Annotated in this window: 20 protein-coding genes; 8 read left to right on the top strand and 12 right to left on the bottom strand. The window is 66.8% G+C overall.

All coding sequences use genetic code 11. The features are described from left to right. Positions 1 to 33: 33 nt before the first annotated feature. Positions 34 to 1,005: a D-erythronate dehydrogenase gene (gene denD / locus GC146_RS09500; RefSeq protein ID WP_291837391.1), complete on the bottom strand. Its 972-nt coding sequence runs from the start codon at positions 1,003 to 1,005 to the stop codon at positions 34 to 36. A gap of 117 nt (positions 1,006 to 1,122) precedes the next feature. On the opposite strand from denD, the gene GC146_RS09495 reads away from it, so the two are divergent. Next, positions 1,123 to 1,647 carry a flavodoxin domain-containing protein gene (locus tag GC146_RS09495; protein WP_291837389.1) on the top strand — a complete coding sequence of 175 codons (525 nt, stop codon included), beginning with the start codon at positions 1,123 to 1,125 and terminating at the stop codon, positions 1,645 to 1,647. Positions 1,648 to 1,680: 33 nt separating this feature from the next. Here GC146_RS09495 and GC146_RS09490 read toward each other — a convergent pair whose 3' ends face one another. From GC146_RS09490 to pyk, 5 genes are all read right to left on the bottom strand, one after another. Then, positions 1,681 to 2,295 carry a sulfotransferase family protein gene (locus GC146_RS09490; protein WP_291837387.1) on the bottom strand — a complete coding sequence of 205 codons (615 nt, stop codon included), beginning with the start codon at positions 2,293 to 2,295 and terminating at the stop codon, positions 1,681 to 1,683. Positions 2,296 to 2,402: 107 nt separating this feature from the next. Continuing rightward, on the bottom strand, positions 2,403 to 2,768 hold the full coding sequence (gene rplT / locus GC146_RS09485) for a 50S ribosomal protein L20 (RefSeq protein ID WP_291837385.1): 366 nt from the start codon (positions 2,766 to 2,768) through the stop codon (positions 2,403 to 2,405). Positions 2,769 to 2,780: 12 nt separating this feature from the next. Then, positions 2,781 to 2,981 (bottom strand): 50S ribosomal protein L35, encoded by a 201-nt coding sequence (rpmI, locus tag GC146_RS09480; protein WP_291837383.1) that lies wholly within the window; start codon positions 2,979 to 2,981, stop codon positions 2,781 to 2,783. A gap of 115 nt (positions 2,982 to 3,096) precedes the next feature. Then, complete coding sequence (locus GC146_RS09475) at positions 3,097 to 3,321, bottom strand: hypothetical protein (protein WP_291837381.1); 225 nt, start codon at positions 3,319 to 3,321, stop codon at positions 3,097 to 3,099. A gap of 36 nt (positions 3,322 to 3,357) precedes the next feature. Continuing rightward, on the bottom strand, positions 3,358 to 4,803 hold the full coding sequence (pyk, locus tag GC146_RS09470) for a pyruvate kinase (protein ID WP_291837379.1): 1,446 nt from the start codon (positions 4,801 to 4,803) through the stop codon (positions 3,358 to 3,360). A gap of 146 nt (positions 4,804 to 4,949) precedes the next feature. Here pyk and GC146_RS09465 point away from each other — a divergent pair, with 146 nt between their 5' ends. From GC146_RS09465 to GC146_RS09450, 4 genes are read left to right on the top strand one after another with little or no spacing between them, the layout of a single operon-like run. Further along, entirely contained in the window at positions 4,950 to 5,693 is a 744-nt protein-coding gene (locus tag GC146_RS09465; RefSeq protein ID WP_291837377.1) for an N-formylglutamate amidohydrolase, read from the top strand. Beyond that, positions 5,690 to 6,349 (top strand): HAD family phosphatase, encoded by a 660-nt coding sequence (locus tag GC146_RS09460; protein ID WP_291837376.1) that lies wholly within the window; start codon positions 5,690 to 5,692, stop codon positions 6,347 to 6,349. Before GC146_RS09465 ends, GC146_RS09460 begins: the two co-directional genes overlap by 4 nt. Positions 6,350 to 6,361: 12 nt before the next feature. Beyond that, entirely contained in the window at positions 6,362 to 6,676 is a 315-nt protein-coding gene (locus GC146_RS09455) for a DUF1244 domain-containing protein (RefSeq protein ID WP_291837374.1), read from the top strand. Then, positions 6,673 to 7,206: a putative glycolipid-binding domain-containing protein gene (locus tag GC146_RS09450; protein ID WP_291837372.1), complete on the top strand. Its 534-nt coding sequence runs from the start codon at positions 6,673 to 6,675 to the stop codon at positions 7,204 to 7,206. The genes GC146_RS09455 and GC146_RS09450 overlap by 4 nt, the downstream gene beginning before the upstream one ends. A gap of 13 nt (positions 7,207 to 7,219) precedes the next feature. Here GC146_RS09450 and GC146_RS09445 read toward each other — a convergent pair whose 3' ends face one another. After that, complete coding sequence (locus GC146_RS09445; RefSeq protein ID WP_291837370.1) at positions 7,220 to 8,080, bottom strand: D-amino-acid transaminase; 861 nt, start codon at positions 8,078 to 8,080, stop codon at positions 7,220 to 7,222. A gap of 135 nt (positions 8,081 to 8,215) precedes the next feature. On the opposite strand from GC146_RS09445, the gene GC146_RS09440 reads away from it, so the two are divergent. Together GC146_RS09440 and GC146_RS09435 are read left to right on the top strand one after the other, a co-directional pair. Next, on the top strand, positions 8,216 to 9,178 hold the full coding sequence (locus tag GC146_RS09440) for an acetyl-CoA carboxylase carboxyltransferase subunit alpha (RefSeq protein ID WP_291837368.1): 963 nt from the start codon (positions 8,216 to 8,218) through the stop codon (positions 9,176 to 9,178). Continuing rightward, complete coding sequence (locus tag GC146_RS09435; protein WP_291837366.1) at positions 9,175 to 9,675, top strand: hypothetical protein; 501 nt, start codon at positions 9,175 to 9,177, stop codon at positions 9,673 to 9,675. Before GC146_RS09440 ends, GC146_RS09435 begins: the two co-directional genes overlap by 4 nt. Before the next feature lies 1 nt (position 9,676). Here GC146_RS09435 and GC146_RS09430 read toward each other — a convergent pair whose 3' ends face one another. Genes GC146_RS09430 through GC146_RS09415 form a run of 4 tightly spaced genes read right to left on the bottom strand, consistent with a single transcriptional unit; the run spans position 9,677 to position 12,624 of the window. Next, entirely contained in the window at positions 9,677 to 10,279 is a 603-nt protein-coding gene (locus GC146_RS09430; protein WP_291837364.1) for a pyridoxamine 5'-phosphate oxidase family protein, read from the bottom strand. Positions 10,280 to 10,307: 28 nt separating this feature from the next. After that, positions 10,308 to 11,051, bottom strand: a complete 744-nt coding sequence (locus tag GC146_RS09425; RefSeq protein ID WP_291837362.1) for a lysophospholipid acyltransferase family protein — start codon at positions 11,049 to 11,051, stop codon at positions 10,308 to 10,310. Beyond that, on the bottom strand, positions 11,048 to 11,920 hold the full coding sequence (locus GC146_RS09420; RefSeq protein WP_291838503.1) for an FtsX-like permease family protein: 873 nt from the start codon (positions 11,918 to 11,920) through the stop codon (positions 11,048 to 11,050). The genes GC146_RS09425 and GC146_RS09420 overlap by 4 nt, the downstream gene beginning before the upstream one ends. Before the next feature lie 29 nt (positions 11,921 to 11,949). Beyond that, positions 11,950 to 12,624: an ATP-binding cassette domain-containing protein gene (locus GC146_RS09415; protein ID WP_291837361.1), complete on the bottom strand. Its 675-nt coding sequence runs from the start codon at positions 12,622 to 12,624 to the stop codon at positions 11,950 to 11,952. A 193-nt stretch (positions 12,625 to 12,817) separates the two neighbouring features. Between GC146_RS09415 and GC146_RS09410 the strand changes: the two genes are divergently transcribed. After that, complete coding sequence (locus GC146_RS09410; RefSeq protein WP_291837359.1) at positions 12,818 to 13,825, top strand: zinc-ribbon domain-containing protein; 1,008 nt, start codon at positions 12,818 to 12,820, stop codon at positions 13,823 to 13,825. Here GC146_RS09410 and GC146_RS09405 read toward each other — a convergent pair. Next, on the bottom strand, positions 13,822 to 16,422 hold the full coding sequence (locus GC146_RS09405; RefSeq protein WP_291838502.1) for a TIGR02302 family protein: 2,601 nt from the start codon (positions 16,420 to 16,422) through the stop codon (positions 13,822 to 13,824). The genes GC146_RS09410 and GC146_RS09405 overlap by 4 nt on opposite strands. Between the last annotated feature and the right edge of the window lie 13 nt (positions 16,423 to 16,435).

Below are 16,435 nucleotides of genomic sequence, written 5' to 3'. Positions count from 1 at the left end.
TACCTTGCGCGGGGGTTTCGCGCAAGGGCGGGGTCAGGGCAGGCGGCCGCCCATCTCGTCCTCGATATGGGCGGCGATGATCTCGTCAAAGCTGGCCTCGGCGGTAAAGCCAAGCGCGCGGGCGCGGGCCGCCTCGAAATCCTGCGGCCATGTCTCGACGATGGCGGCGATGGCGGGGTCGGGCGCATGATGGATCAGGTCCACCGCCTTTTGCCCCGCAACCCGGCGCAACGCCTCGATCGCCTCTGCGACGGTGGCCGAGAGGCCCGGCAGCGTCAGCGCGCGGTCATGGCCCAGCGCCGCGCCTTCGATCACCGCGCCCTCCATCAGGAAACGGACGGCGGCGCGGGGGCTGGCGAACCAGTGGCGCAGGCTGTCGCGCACGGGCAGCACGGCGGGTTTACCCATCAGCGGCTCGCGCAGGATGTTGGAGAAAAAGCCGGACGCCGCCCGGTTGGGCGCGTCGGGGCGGATGCAGATCGTGGGCAGGCGCAGCGAGATGGCATCAACATGGCCACGCCGCGTCAGATCGTCGAGCAGCAGTTCGACCATCGCCTTCTGGGTGCCGTAGCTGGATTTCGGGCGCGTCGGGAATGCATCGGGGATGCGCGCCGGAAAGGGCGTGCCGAAGACTGCGATGGACGAGGTGAAAACAAGGCGCGGGCAATAGTCGGGCTGCGCGCGGATCGCATCCATAAGCGCGCGCGTGGCGTCGAGATTGACAGCATAGCCGGTTTCAAACTCGGCCTCGGCCTGGGCCGAGACGACGGCAGCGAGGTGAAAGATCACGTCGGGGCGCGTGGCCACCAGTGCCGCCGCAACGCCGGCGCGGCGCAGGTCCACAGCCTCGGCCGTGGCGGTGATGCCGCCGGGCAGCGGTGGCGGCACCACGTCGGCCAGCGTCAGGCGCGTCACCCGCTGGCCACCCAGCCGCACCGCGCCGGCCAGCGCATGGGCAAGCTTGCGCCCCAGCATTCCGGCCGCCCCGATAATAAGAACGTGCATGTTCACCCCCACCTGCCCTGCGCCGCAAGATTGCGCCGCTTCTTGACATGGGACAAGGCGGCGCAGTGCCGAGGCGTTCACTCTGGGCCGGTGGAAAAGCCCTGCACGGAGGCCGAGATGAAGATCCTGATCCTTTACGCCAGCATCGAGGGACAGACCGAGAAGATCGCCCGCCATGTCGCGCGCGAGGTCCGCGGGACCGGGCACGAAGATGTGCTGGTCGATATCGGCGGCAGCGGGCCGCGCCCTGAATTCGACGGCGTGGACAAGGTGATCCTTGCCGCCCCGGTGCATGAACGCCGCCATCCCGAGGGTTTCGAGGTATGCGTGGCCGCCTGCCGCAAAGAGCTTGCCGCGCGACCTACGTTGATGCTGTCGGTCAGCATGAACGCCGCGTTTGCGGAAGGCGCGGAAGAGGCGCAGGACTACGTTGTCGAAATGGAGATGCGCACGGGGTTTCGCCCGACCGAAGTGGCGCTGGTCGCCGGTGCGATCCGGACCCATCACTACGACTATTTCGCAGCGCAGGTGGTGCGGCACGTGGTAATGCGCGGCCGCGACTATGATCCCGACGCGGGCGAACACGAATTCACCGACTGGGGCGCGCTGGACACAACCGTGAAGGCGTTTCTGAACCGGTAGGTCCGCCATGCCCCGGCCGGCGGTTATCGCACCCTAGTCGCCGGTTTGTGCCGCCCTTTCGGCAATCCGGGCCTGAAACGTCGCGGTGTCATTGCCGCGAGGGTACGGCTCTTTCGGCACCGGCACGCCGAGAAAGGCGCAGAGCGGTTCCCACCCGTCGCCAAGGTTGTGCACCAGCAGCCGGTCGGACGGCACGGTGTCGCGCACCTTGGCGATGTTGGCGTTGTAGACCGAAATGACGTGGTCGCGGTCCATTGCACGGCCGCCGAACACCCTGTCGCGGATAATGGTCTGGCCGACGCTGCCATCGTCGGGCCCCTTCATGATGTGCGGGCCGATGGTGCGGGCGTAGCTTTCGAACCAGCTGTCGGGGTCGCGGTAGGTGAGAATCGCCTTGGCATCGGGCCAATGGGCAAGAATCTCGGGCCAATAGGCGGCGGAGGGCCAGTCGACGCAAGCGCCGAACCCTTCGAGAAGTAGGTCCCAGTCCGGCGCGGCCCCGGCGCCCAGTTGCCGCCACCGCGCCTTCTGAGTCTCGCTGGCGTTGACTTCGAACATGTGGTGGGTCGGACCGAAGCCCAGCATGTTCAGCGCGTTGCGCATCGAATCGGTTCCGGTGCGCCCGAAACCTGTGCCGATGACCTTCATGGCGGCGCCTTTCTGTTTTCGCGACGCTACACCGGCGGCCCACCTGCCCAAAGCAAAAAGCCGCCCCGGGGACCGGGACGGCTTTCAGACAATCCGATGTGGCGCGATCAGGCGGCCAGTGCGGCGCGGGCCTTATCGGCGATGGCGTTGAACGCCTCGGGCTCGTTCACGGCGAGATCGGCCAGAACCTTGCGGTCCACCTCGATGCCGGCCTTGGTCAGGCCGTTGATCAGGCGCGAATAGGTCAGTTCCGGGTCGAAGGCGCGAACGCCGGCGTTGATCCGCTGGATCCACAGCGCGCGGAAGTTGCGCTTGCGCGCCTTGCGGTCGCGGGTCGCATACTGGTTGGCCTTGTCGACCGCCTGCTTGGCGACCTTGAAGGTCCGCTTGCGGTGATCGTAATAGCCTTTGGCCGCGTCAAGAATCTTCTTGTGACGGCGATGGGTGACGGTTCCACCTTTGGTACGGGACATGGGCGGGCCTCCTTAGCGGTCGTAGGGCATGTAGGACTTGACGATCTTCGCGTCGGGCGCGGCAAGGGTCGTGGTCCCCCGCGCGTCGCGAATGAACTTCGTCGTCCGTTTGATCATGCCGTGGCGTTTGCCCGCCTGGGCGGCAACGACCTTGCCGGTCGCCGTCATCTTGAAGCGCTTCTTGGCGCTCGACTTGGTCTTCATCTTGGGCATTTCCATCTCCTCTTTCGAGTGGTTAAGCGCACGACTCGGCATGCCACATCGGCCGGCCGCGCGGTTGGAAGCGTCCCTCTAAGCGGTTTCGTGGCTGCTGGCAAGTAGGCGCGGCTCAGTTCAAATACTGGCCGACCACGCGCACGAAGACATCCGGAACGGTCGAGATGCTGTAGAAGCCGGGGCGCTGGTAAACAGCGACGCCAACAAGGCCGCCGCCGATCAGCACCAGCAAGGCCACCGTCGTGGGGGTACGCCCTTCGAAAATTGCACCGACGACAGCGGGCACCGCGAGGGCAAGAACCACCAGGCCGATGACGAACATCAGATCCGCCTGCATGGGCCGTACCCTTTCACATATCCCCTGCGGGAAATGTTACTCCGGTTCTGAGGCGAAAATCAAACGTTCCTCGCAAGGCGCCACGCGCAGGATATTGGTGGACCCCGGTGTGTTGAACGGAACGCCCGCGATGACCACGATCAGGTCCTGCGGTTCGGCAAAGTCACCCGCGTTGGCGGCGCGGATCGAGGCCAGCACCGCACCCTTGAAGCGATTGACCGGCGCGATGATGAAGCAGTTGGTGCCCCATGTCAGGCAAAGCCTGCGCGCGGTGGCCTGCACCATGGTCAGCGCGATGATCGGAACGCGCGGGCGTTCGCGCGCGACCAGCAGCGCGGTGGTGCCGGACTGCGTGACGCAGGCAATGGCCTTGATGTCGGTCGTCTCGGCGATCTCGCGCGCGGCGGCCACGATACCGTCGGCGGTCGAGGTGCGCTTGGCCTTGCGCGAAGCTTCGATGACATCGCGATAGGTCGGGTCGCGCTCGACCTCGGCAGCGACGTTGCTCATCGTCGTGACCGCTTCGACCGGATATTTGCCGGCGGCACTTTCGGCCGACAGCATGATCGCATCGGCACCTTCATAGATGGCGGTTGCGACATCGCTGACCTCGGCACGGGTCGGCATCGGGCTTTCGATCATCGATTCGAGCATCTGGGTGGCGACGATCACCGGCTTGGCGGCTGCGCGACACTTGCGCACCAGCTGCTTCTGGATTGGCGGCACGGCCTGCACCGGCATTTCCACGCCCAGATCGCCACGCGCCACCATGATGCCGTCGGAAACGGCAAGGATCTCGTCAAAGGATTTGACCGCGGCGGGCTTCTCGATCTTCGACAGGATCGCAGCACGGCCCTTGGCCAGTTCGCGTGCCTCGATCACGTCGGCGGGCCGCTGCACGAAGGACAGCGCCAGCCAGTCCACCCCGAGGTTGCAGACGAATTCGAGATCCTTGCGGTCCTTTTCCGACAGCGCGGCCAGCGGCAGAACCACGTCGGGCACGTTGACGCCTTTACGGTTTGAAATCACGCCCCCGACCGTAACGATGCAATTGGCGAAGTTCGCGCCACATTCCTTGACCTTGAGCCGAATCTTGCCGTCATTGACCAGCAGCGATGACCCGGGTTCGAGCGCATCGAAGATTTCCTTGTGCGGCAGGCGCACGCGGGTCGCGTCGCCCGGCGCATCGTCCAGATCAAGGCGGAATTCCTGCCCTTCGACCAGTTCTTCCTCGCCATTGGCAAAGGTGCCGACGCGCAACTTCGGCCCCTGCAGGTCGGCGAGAATGCCGATCGGGCTGCCGAGGTCGGCTTCGACCTGCCGGATCAGCGCGTGGCGTGCGCCGATCTCGGCATGATCGCCGTGGCTCATATTCAGGCGAAAGACATCTGCGCCCGCCTCGGACAGGGCGCGGATCATCTCGTAGGTGCTGGACGCCGGGCCCAGGGTGGCCACGATCTTGACGTTGCGATGGCGTTTCATGCGAAGGATCCTTCGTGCAGGGGCCGGGTCGGGTTGGCGGCCGTTACCGCTAACGCCCGCGTCGGCGACCTTATTGCGCAATTCCAATCCGCTCACAACTGGCCTAAAGGGACCGGGCTGCATTCTCAAGGACAGACAACGCCTGCATGACCCCCGACGCCTATGAAATCGACGGAAATGACCGACCGGGGCGCTGGCTTGTTGCCTGTGACCATGCTGCCAACACGGTCCCGGACTGGGTGAGTGGCGGAAACCTTGGCTTGCCGCCGGCCGAAATGGCGCGCCATATCGCCTATGATCCGGGCGCGGCAGGCGTCACGCGGGCACTGGCGCGGCACCTCGACAGCCCGGCGATCCTGACGCGGTTTTCCCGGCTGGTGATCGACCCCAACCGGGGCGAGGACGACCCGACGCTGCTGATGCGGCTCTACGACGGCACGATCATCCCGGCCAACCGCCACGCCGGGCGGGCAGAACTGGAAGAGCGGCTGGAGCGGCTTTATCGCCCTTATCACGCAGCCTACGATGTGCTGGCCGCCCGCCGGCCCGACACGGTTGTCTGCGCCGTCCACAGCTTTACCCCGCAGCTGCGCGGGCGCCCGCCCCGTCCGTGGCAGATCGGCATTCTCTATTCGCATCTTGATGACGAGTTATCGCGGCGGTTGGTCGAGCGGCTGCGCACCGAGGCCGACCTGTGCGTCGGCGACAATCAACCCTATTCCGGCCACCTGCCCGGTGATTCGGTGGATCGTCACGCGCTGAACGCCGGCCGGCCCAACGTCTTGATCGAGTTGCGCAACGACCTGATCGCCACGACCGAACAGCAGGAGGGCTGGGCTGCGCGGCTAGCGCCTGTTCTTGTCGCGGCGCTGGAGGCCACGGGACGATGAATGACGTGCAGTTCTCCGCCGTGATCTTCGACCTCGACGGCACGCTTCTGGATACCGAACGGCTGGTCGTGCAGGCCGGACTGGATACTTTCGCGGATTTTGGCTTGCCGCCACGGCCCGGACTGCTGGCGCAGATGGTCGGCACCACCGGTGAAGACGGGGTTGCAGAGGTCCGGAGGGAAATGGGCGACATGGTGGATGTCGATGCCTTCATGGCGGCCTGGGACGCGGCCGTGCATACGGCGCTGACCGGCCCGATCCCGCTGCGCCCCGGCGTGACCGAATTGCTGGACGCGCTGGACCGGGGTGGGCTGCCGCGCGCGATCGCGACCAATTCGCGCACCCATGCCGCGCATCGCTCGCTGGGGCTGGCGGGGCTGGCGCACCGGTTCGACCCGGCCCATGTGCACGGGCGCGACCGGGTCGCCCGGCCGAAACCCGCGCCGGACCTCTTCCTGCACGCCGCACAGGGACTGGGTGCCGATCCGACGCGCTGCCTCGTCTTCGAGGATTCCGATCCCGGCACCGCTGCCGCCCTTGCCGCGGGCATGACCGTGGTGCAAGTTCCCGACCAGCGCCCTGCCGGCACGCGCGACGCGCATGTCATCGCCGGCAGCCTTCTGGAAGGCGCCCGCGCGCTGGGCCTCTTGGACTGAGGAGGGTTCGACATGGACGACACCACCCGCACCGAACTGGAAGCCGCAGCGTTCCGAGCGCTGCGCGATCACCTGATGAATACCCGCCCCGACGTGCAGAACATCGACCTGATGAACATGGCCGGGTTCTGCCGCAACTGCCTGAGCCGCTGGTATCAGGAAGCCGCCAACGCGCGCGGCATTGAAATGAGCAAGGATGAGGCGCGCGAGATTTTTTACGGCATGCCCTATGGCGATTGGGTCGCGCAGCACCAGACGCCCGCCGACGAGGCCAAGAAGGCCGCCTTCACCAAGGCCTTTGCCGAGAACGTGGGGACGAAGGAATGATCGCCGGCGCGGTCGCGGTGATGTGGCTACGTCAGGACCGGCCCGGCAATGACGCCTGCCGCTTTGCCCTGATCGATGACGAGTTGCTGATCGAGGGAAGCACCTCGGAAACCGCGGGCCAATTCCTGCATTACAGGGTGCGCGCCGCGGCCGATGGCGTGACCCGCCGGGCCCGGATCGGGGACGTACCAATGCTTACCTTCGAACATGAGGGTGACGGGCGCTGGATGATGAACGGCATCGAGGTGCCCGAGGTGCGCGGCGCGCTGGATTTCGACCTTGGCGTCACCCCTGCGACCAACACGCTGGCGATCAGGCGGATGAATCTGGCGGTAGGCGACAGCGCCGAGGCGGTGGCGGCATGGCTCGACCCGTCTGACTGGATGCTCAAGCCGCTGAAGCAGCGCTATACGCGGGTGTCAGAGACGGAATACGACTATGCCTCTGATACCGGGTTTTCTGCCCGGCTGACGGTGGATGAACACGGAATCGTCCGCGACTATCCCGGCTGGTGGAAGGCGCAGGACTAGCCGCGCCGACCGCTCAGACCGCAGCCTTGCGGCTTTCCTCGATGTAGATCTCGCGCAGGCGGGTGGCGACGGGGCCGACCTTTCCACCGCCGACGGGCGCGCCGTCGATCTCGACCACTGGCATCACGAAGGTAGTGGCGGAGGTGATGAACGCTTCGTCTGCCTGCTGCGCCTCTTCGATGGTAAACGGCCGTTCTTCGACCACCATCTGCGCCTCGCGCGCGAAACGCAGAACGGCGGCGCGGGTGATGCCGTGCAGGATTTCCGTGCCGAGGTGGCGGGTGATGATCGCGCCGCCCTTCACGATATATGCGTTGTTCGACGTGCCCTCGGTCACATGGCCGTCCTCGATCATCCAGGCATCGTCGGCGCCGGCCGCCTTGGCCATCATCTTGCCCATCGAGGGGTAAAGAAGCTGTACCGTCTTGATGTCGCGCCGGCCCCAGCGCTGATCCTCGATGCCGATGACCTTTATCCCCTGTTTCGCACCCGGATTGGCGGCAAGTCCGGGCTTCGACTGGGTGAACAGCACCACGGTGGCCGGGGTTTCCTCGGGGTCGGGAAAGACAAAGTCACGGTCGCCCGGCGCGCCACGGGTGATCTGCAGGTAAACCATCCCCTCGTCGATGCCGTTCAGGCGCACCAGTTCGCGGTGGACCTCCAGAAGCGCCGGGTCGTCCATCGGCGCGGCCATGTCGAGTTCTGACAGCGAGCGCTTCAGCCGCTCGGCATGCCCCGCGAAATCCACCAGTTTGCCGCCCAGAACGCTGGTCACCTCATAAACGCCATCGGCCATCAGAAAGCCGCGGTCGAAGATCGAAACCTTGGCTTCATCTTCGGGCAGGTAGGCGCCATTGACATAGACGGTGCGCATGGGCGGTCTCCTTGGCTGGGGCTGGCAGCGGTTTCGGCCATGTGACCATGCCCGTCAAGCCCCGCCGCGCGCTGGCGCGAGTTGCATGTTGGCCCCGCTGGGCCTTATATCGGGCCAACCCATCGGAGCGCATGCATGACCAATTACCTGGACTTCGAGAAACCTCTCGCCGAGATCGAGGGCAAGGCCGAGGAGTTGCGGGCGATGGCCCGCGCCAACGAAGGCATGGACATCGAGAAGGAGGCCGCCGCGCTGGACAAGAAGGCGTCGGATCTGCTGGTCTCGCTTTATTCCAACCTTGATCCGTGGCGCAAATGCATGGTGGCGCGCCATCCCGACCGGCCGCATTGCAAGGACTACATTGCGGGGCTTTTCACCGAATACACGCCGCTGGCCGGCGACCGGAACTTTGCCGACGACCACGCAGTGATGGGCGGGCTGGCGCGGTTCAACGGGCGGCCCGTGGTGGTGATCGGCCATGAGAAGGGCAACGACACCAAAAGCCGGATCGAACACAATTTCGGCATGGCCCGGCCCGAGGGCTACCGCAAGGCGATCCGCCTGATGGATCTGGCCGACCGGTTCAACCTGCCGGTGATCACCCTGGTGGACACCCCCGGCGCCTATCCCGGCAAGGGCGCCGAGGAGCGCGGCCAGTCCGAGGCGATCGCCCGCGCAACCGAGAAATGTCTGCAGATCGGCGTGCCGATGATCAGCGTCATCATCGGCGAGGGCGGATCGGGCGGCGCGGTGGCCTTCGCCACGGCCGACAAGGTGGCGATGCTGGAACATTCGATCTACTCGGTGATCTCGCCCGAGGGCTGCGCCTCGATCCTGTGGAAAGATGCCGACAAGATGAAGGAGGCCGCCGAGGCGCTTCGTTTGACCGCGCAGAACCTGCGCGAACTGGGTGTCTGCGACCAGATCATCAAGGAGCCGGTGGGCGGCGCGCATCGCGACAGCATTGCCGCGATCGGCAGTGTCGGCCGCGCCCTTGATGGCATGCTCGACCAGCTCAAGAACAAGTCGCGCAAGCAGATCCGCGACGAGCGGCGCAAGAAGTACCTCGGGCTGGGCACCAAGGGCCTGGCCGCATGATCCGCGCCGCCGCGGCGCTGGCCATCGCGCTGGCGGCCGGGCCGGCGGCGGCGGACGGGCTGATGGGCCGGGCGGTGACCTTTGGCGCGATGGTCTGGCAGGATCGTGCCGCGCCGCTTTTCTCCGGGGAACGCCACCCGGCGACGGTGGGGCCGGGCGTGGAATACGGGCTTGGCCCCGAGGGGGTGCAGAACGGCTGGGATCTTGTGCCGTCGGTCGTGGATATCTCGGAAAACCGCATCGCCATCACCTATCCTGATGGCGAACCCGGGCATTTCCCGGAGGCCACGTTCAATGGCTACATACTTGATTTTCTGGTGGATTGCGTTCTGTTCACCGGGGCCGCGCCAAATCCGACCCTGTCGACGGTCGCGCTGAAACCGGACGACGTGTTCACCGAAGGCTCGAAGCTGTTCATCAACGTCGGCGGGCAGGATTACGGCCCCGGCACCTATATCGTGGTCGACGTAAAGGTCTCCGACTGCCTGATGGGCTGAACTACCACATCGAGCGCGCCGCGCGGTCGGGCCATTCCTCGTCATAGGCCTGCCCGTCGAAGCCCTGTTCCATCGCGGCAAGGATTTCGCCCATTGTCGGCAAGCCAGCGCTTTGGTCGCCACCGGTCCAGAGACGGGCGCGCATGATGGCCCGGGCGCATTGGCTGTAGATCTCGGCGATGGTGACGACGATGACGGTACGCGGTGTCGCCCCCTCGCGGGTGAAGCGGGCACGCAACGCAGTATCCTCGGTCAGCACCGCTTGGCCGTTCACACGGATCACGTTGGTCGAGCCGGGGACCATGAACATCAGGCTGACCCGCCCGTCGCGGACGATGTTGCGCAGCGAATCGAGGCGGTTGTTGCCGCGCCAGTCGGGCAGAAGCAGCGTTTGCGCGTCCAGTTCCTGAACGACAGGGCCATCGTCGCCGCGCGGACTGGCATCAGTCCCCTCGGGCCCGACCGTAGACAGGATGCAGAACCGCGAGGCCATGATCCAGCGGCGGTATTCCGGCGTCATCCGCCTTGCGACCTTGATCAGCGCCGCCTTGCTGGGCGCGCCATAGAGCGCTTCGAGTGCGGCAATGTCGGTTATCGGCGTCATTGCTTTCCTTTCGCCCGGGCTCGACCGTTCACGCGGCGGCCTCGTCGGGATGGAACCCGGCCTCAGCCATCAGCGCGTTGGACCGGCCCTCGACCGCGTCCTCCAGCCGCTTCATGAAGGCGGCGGTGGGCAGGCCGGGGGGGATCGGCGGTAGAAACTCGACCGTGGCAAGCCCCGGCTTGCGATAGATGCCGCGCTTGGGCCACAGCAGGCCCACGTTGCAGGCGACCGGCACACAGTCTTGTGCCAGTTCCTGATAAAGAATGCCGGTGCCGATCTTGTAGGGTGCCTTGACGCCCGGCGGGATCCGCGTGCCCTGCGGGTAGATGATGAGTTGCCCCGGCAGGGCGCGACCGGCGGCGACATCGGCCACCATCTTCTTGATCGCCGCGCCGCGCTTGCCCCGGTCGACCGGAACGCAGCCCAACCGCAGCGCGTATTGGCCAAGGATCGGCGCCCAAATCAGCTCGCGCTTCATGATGAACTTGCCGCGTGGCACGGCCGAGTAGATCAGGATAATGTCGAGAAAGGACTGGTGCTTGGCCGCGATCATCACCTCGCCCGTGGGCGGTGTGCCGCGCACCTCGGTGCGAATGCCCACCAGCCAGCGCGCGGCGAATTTCACAAAGCCGCACCAGCCATGCGCGGCGGCAGTGGCCCCGCGCGGGCTGACAATGGCCCATGGCAGATAGGCCAGCGCATAAGGCAGCATCGCGCCATAGATCAGCACGATGAACAGCAGCGAGCGCAGCCATTGCAAGGCATATCTCATGTCTGTTTCCTCAGCGTCCGCAGCGCCGCGGCGCGCGTGGCCGCGAAAGCCACGATAGCGGCCAGAGGCGGAATGACCAACGGCCAGAGCCAGCCCGCGCCCTGAAAGCCAAGGCCTGTCAGGAATCCGCCGGCAGGTGCGGCCGGCGGCAACAGCCAGATCGCCACCATGCCGGCCACGGTGCCTGCTGCCGCGCCTGCCAGCGCGCGCAGCGTGAAGCGGCGCACGAAAGCGCGGGCGATGTAGACATCGCGCGCGCCCACCAGCCGCAACACCCGGATGACCTGCGCATTGGCGGCCAGCGCGGCACGCGCGGCCAGCGTGATCATCGCCGCGGTCGAGGCCGCGATCAGCGCGATGGCGGCAAAGCCCAGCGTGCGCAGGCGGCTCGCGGCGGCGACCAGTGGCTCGCGCCAGCGGGTGTGATCGTCCAGCACCGCGCCCGGCACCTCGGCCTGCAGCCGCGCGCGCAGGCCGGTCGCGTCATAGCCCTGCGCGGTCTCGGTGATCTCGATCAGTTGCGGCAGCGGCAGCGTATCCAGCGGCAGGTCGGGGCCGAACCACGGCTCCAGCAGGGCCTTCTGCTCGGCCTCTGTCATGGCGCGGGCGGTGGCGATGCCGGGGGTTTCCTGTAGCACCTTCAGCGCCGCGCGCGTCTGGGCCGCCACCTGATCGGGCGGCGCCGAGATGCGCAGCGTCGCCGTGCGCGCCAGTTCGGAGGACCAGCGATCGGCCAGCCGGCCGGTGGCCAGCGACAGCGCCAGCGCGAAAACCGTGAGGAACGCCATCGCCCCCGCGGTGAACAGCGTCAGCCATGCGGTGAAGCCGGTCGGTGGCACGGCGCGATCCGCCTCCGGGTCGCCCACCATCAGCGACAGGACACGCCCGATCTCGACCCTCACAACTCGGCCCCCGCAGCAACAAGACGCGCGCCCCGCAGGCGCAGCACGCGGGCAGAGACCTGCGCCTTGGCGGCACGGATGAGATTGAGGTCATGGGTGGCGATCATCACGGCCTTGCCCATGCGGTTCAATTCGACCAGCAGCGTCAGCAGGCGCTGTGACATCTCCCAGTCGATGTTGCCCGTGGGCTCATCTGCGATGATCAGGTCGGGCGACATGATGACAGCGCGCGCCAGCGCGGCACGCTGCCGTTCGCCCCCCGACAGCTGCGGCGGCAACTGGCGCGCCTGTGCGGCAAGGCCGACCCAGGCCAGCAGATCGTTCAGGTTTCCGTCCGCCTCGGCGGTGCGTCCCGAGACGCTGAGCGGCAGGGCCACGTTTTCGGCCAGCGGCAGGTGGTCGAGAAACTGACAGTCCTGATGGACAACACCTATACGGCGACGGGCGAGTGCCACGTCGTCACGGGTCATGTCGCGCCGGTCCTTGCCGAACAGGCCAACGCGCCCGGCTGTCGCAGTCAGATCACCGTAGCAAAGTTTCAGGAAAGTCGTCTTGCCTGCGCCGGACGGGCCGGTGAGGAAATGGAACGAGCCGGGCGTGATGGCCAGCGATACCTCGGCGAAAAGCTCGGCGCCGCCATAGCTGTAGGCCACATTCTCAAGCTCGATCACGCGCGCGCTCCGGGTTCTTCCCGGCACTTGTGCCCAATTCGCCCCCCGGTTTCAATCGCCCTGCCGGCGCGTCGGGCCAGCGCATGGGCGGCGTGCCGCCGGCGCTAATGCTTTGCGCCGGGCCGAATGGTTGCTAGAACATGTCAACGGATGCGCAAAGCTCCGGCAGGCATAGGCAGGAAGGTAACGCGCAATGAGGTTGATCTGCCCCAATTGCGGCGCACAATACGAAGTGGCGGATGACGTGATCCCGGCGTCGGGCCGCGACGTGCAATGTTCAAGTTGCGGTCATACATGGTTCGCCCAGAGCGGTCAGGCAGCGACCGAGGTTGAGGCCGCGCCGCCCGCAGTTCCGCCCGAGGATGATATTTTCGACGAAGACCTGTCGGAAGAGGAATTGGCCCCGCCGCCAGCCCCCGACGCGCCCGACGCGCCCGACGCGCCCGCCGAACCGGCTGCGCCGCCGCCAGCCGCGGCGCAAGAGGACAGCACCGACAGCGAAGATGACGTGGTCGCGGCGATTGGCCGGGCGATGGGTGGGCAGAGCGAGGAGTCACCTCCGCCCAAGATGCCGCCCGACGCCGCGCCGCCAGCGCAACAGCAGCCACCGCAACAGCGCAAGGCGATCGACCCCGATGTCGCGCAGGTGCTGCGCGAGGAGGCCGCGCGCGAGGCGGCCCAGCGGCAGGCAGAGGCCGCAACCGGCCTGCAGACGCAAGACGAGTTGGGCCTGCCCACGGCGGACCTCAACAGCCGCCGCGCCGACGAGGCGCGCCGCCGCATGGCCCGTTTGCGCGGAGAAGAGGCGGCCGGCGCCAGTTCCACCACCACGACGGAGGAGCCGCCGGCGCCCGAACCGGGTGGCGAAAGTGCACGGCGCAACCGTCTGCCGGACATCGAACAGATCAACTCCACCCTGCGCCCGACCGGCGAGAAAAACAGCACCGATACCGCCGCGACCCCGAGCGGCAATGGCGGACGCGGTTTTCGCCTTGGCTTCTCGACCGTGTTGATGGCCGCGGCGCTGTTGACGCTGGCCTACAGCACGTCTGACAGGATCGTCGCGGCAGTGCCGGCGGCGGCCCCTGTGATGCGCGTCTATGTCAGCACGGTCGACCAGGGACGTGCCTGGCTGGACCAGCAGATGATGGCCCTGACGCAGCGCCTTGGCCCCTCGCAACCGGACGGGCCCGGAAGCTAGAACTGCTGTAGCAACCGCTTGAGGTAATTCAGCTCGGCATCCGGGCGGTTCTGTTCGGCCGCACGGCGGCGAATCTCATCAAGCAGATTTTGCGCCTGCCGATAGATGTCGGGACCCTGCAACATGTTCTCGGACGTGCCGTACTGGCCGCTGTCGCCCAGTTGGCGCCCCAGCGGGTCACGGCGCGACGGCTCGATCTTGCCGGTGGCCTGACCGGGCTGAGCGCCCTGCCCCTGAGGCTGATCTCCACCGTTCTGCGCCAGCGCCTGACCAAGGTTGCGCAACCCTTCGCGCAGCGCGTTCATCGCCTGTGCCTGTTTGTCGATGGCGTCGGCAAGATTGCCGTCGCGCAAGGCCTGTTCGGCCCCGTCCATCGCGCGGCCGGCCTGATCGAGCGCGCGGCGCGCGGCGTCGGCCTGATCGCCGGTCATGCCCGGCAGGGCCTGCTGCTGGCGCTGCAATTCCTGCCGGAGCGCCTGCTGGCGGTCGGCAAGGCTTTGACCAAGCGATTCGCCGCCCGCGCCGTTGCCCTGCTGCTGTCCATCCTGTGGATTGGCGCCGATGCCGGGTGCCTGCCCCTGCTGGCCACCCTGCCCCGGTTGCTGACCCTGTTGCTGACCCTGTTGCTGGCCGGGCCGCTGGCCCGGCTGGCCGGGCTGCTGCTGGCCCTGTTGGCCGCCGTTGAACTGGTCCTGCAAGTCACGGAAGGCCCGGTCGGACAGGCCCTGCTGATCGCGCAGGGTTTGCTGGAGGTTCTGCATCGACTGCTGGCCGGGCGTCGGCGGGCCGTTGCCCTGCCCGTTGCCCAGCGTCACCTGCAGGTTCTCCATCAACTGGTTGAGCTGGTCCATCAATTGCTGGGCCTCGGCCATCTTGCCTTCCTGCATCAGCTCCTGAATGCGGTCCATCATCGCCTGCAGCTGATCGCGGGTGATCTGCGTTGCATCGTTCTGGGCCGATTGTGGCTGATCGGTCTGGTCCTGACCGGGCTGCGCGTTCTGCGCCAGCATGTTGGTATAGGCGTCAATCGCGTCGCGCAGTTCTTGCATCAGGGCTGCGATTTCTGCATCGCTGGCGCCGTTTTTCATCGCCTCGGCCAACCGGTCCTGCGCGCGTTGCAGACGGGCACGGGCGTCTGCCAGCGTGCCGTCTTCCAGCTGCACGGCAAGATCCCAAAGCGACTTGGCAATCTCGGTCTGGTTGGCGTCAGTCAGCCCGGCGGCGGTGTATTTCTCAAGGTCCGCGATGGTGACCTTCAGGCGCAGGTAAGTGGTTTCGTTCGGGAAGAACCCATCGGGCCGGTTCATTACGGCGCGCAGAAGCTCGGCCACCTGCGGCGCGTTGGCCTTGGCCCACAACAGATCGCGCCGCTGTTCGATGACCGCGCGGGCGATCGGCTGGAAGAAGCGACGGCCGGGCAAGACCATCTTTTGCGGTGCAGCACTCCCGGTCTGGCCGGCGGCATCGGTGACCTGCAAGGTGACGGTGACGGGCAGGTTTGCCAACGGATCCTCGCTGAGGTTCTCGATCAGTGCCTCGTCAAAGGCGGCGCGGTCACCGGAAATCGGCATCGGCAGGTCCAGCACCAGCGCGGGACGCGGATCAGGTTCGGTGGCCAGGCCATAGCGGCGGTCGACAGCGGACAGATCCAGCGCGATGGTCGCACTTCCCGCGCGCACGCCGTAATCGTCCTTGGCGCTGAAAGGCAGCGTCATCTGACCCTTGGCATCGGCCGAAACCGGGCCGGTGACGGTAACGCTTGGCGGCTGGTCGGGCACGGTCACCACGTTCCATTTCGCGCCCTCGGCCCCGTCGATGGAAAGGGTGCCAGCCTGCGTCACGTTGAAGGTCTGTTGCGGGTCGCTGGCGCTGCCCACCTCCCCCGTGCGCCCAGACACGGTTTCGGCCACGGTCAGCGCGCCCACGTCGCCGTAAAGCCGCAAGGTAATGGTGCTGCCCACTGGCACCGCGAGACGGCCCGGTGGCTGATCGGCAAGGTAAAGCGAGGGTTTGCCGGTATAGGCGGGCGGCTGAATCCAGCCCTCCCAAGCGGGGCCGGCTGCGGCGACCTGCACGCCGCCGGGCGCAACCGGCGGCTCTCCCAGACGCCAGAACGACCCGAAGAGAAGCGCCGTGATGAAAAACAGCAGCGCCAGATACCGCAGGCCGTATGGATCACGCGCCGAGACGCGCAGATCCGGTTCGACCGCGCGAACCCCCAGCGTGCGCGCCGCCATCCGCGCCTTGTGCGCCATCCAGACCGCGGCCGAGGCCGGATCGCGCAGGCCGATGGCCTGGGTGTCGGCCATCGCCGCCAGCGGACGGCCCGGCAGGCTGGCATCGAGCCGCGCCAGCGCCTCGTCCGTGGTGGGCCAGCGGAAGCGGCGCAGGCCGATCGCAGCCGTCACGACCAACGCCGCGGCGGCCACCACGACACCGGCCCATGCCAATTCCAGCGGCAACAGATCCTGCCAGCCGAACATCAGCGGAGCAAGGATGACAAAAAGCGTCGTCCAGAACGGCCAGAACGCCCGAACGGCCCGTTCGGCGGCGAGGCCGGCCCGCGTCAGCAGGACAGGCCTGCGCAGATGCGCGATGGGGTCTGTAGGG

This window comes from Limimaricola sp. (assembly GCF_016125575.1).
Lineage (GTDB): Bacteria > Pseudomonadota > Alphaproteobacteria > Rhodobacterales > Rhodobacteraceae > WGLM01.
The sequence above is the reverse complement of the archived record's forward strand: the minus strand, read 5'-3'. Positions and strand labels throughout refer to the sequence as shown.